This window comes from Kytococcus schroeteri (genome assembly GCF_002847825.1).
In the GTDB taxonomy this organism is placed as follows: Bacteria; Actinomycetota; Actinomycetes; order Actinomycetales; family Dermatophilaceae; genus Kytococcus; species Kytococcus schroeteri.
The window spans coordinates 1-321 of sequence record NZ_PKIZ01000128.1 but is presented as its reverse complement, the minus strand read 5'-3'; the positions used below and the strand labels follow the sequence as shown (position 1 = coordinate 321).

Annotated in this window: 1 protein-coding gene; it reads right to left on the bottom strand. The window is 62.0% G+C overall.

Annotated features, from left to right (window positions below; all coding sequences use genetic code 11):
- Nucleotides 1–321, bottom strand: a 321-nt coding sequence (locus CYJ76_RS11835) for a Clp protease N-terminal domain-containing protein (RefSeq protein WP_331250405.1), incomplete at both ends; no start/stop codon positions are given.

The following is a 321-nucleotide window of genomic DNA, read 5'->3' as shown; positions in this document are numbered from 1 at the left end:
ACGCCAGGCTCGACAATGAGCACAGGGTTGTTCTTCGTGCGACGGGAGAGTACCTGGACGACTCGCCGGATCTCCTGGTCACGTCCGATCACTGGGTCGATTTTGCCTTCGCGGGCGCGTGCAGTCAGGTCGGTGGAGTACTTCTCCAGTGCTTGAAACTGGCCTTCCGGCTCCTCGGTGGTGACTTTTCGGTTGCCGCGAACGGACTCGAAAGCGCCGCGGATGGCCTCGAAGGTGGCGCCTGCCTCGTGCATCGCCTTGGCTGCGTCGGAGTTGCCTTTGGCGATACCGGCCAGCAGGACCTCTGTGGAAACATAGGTG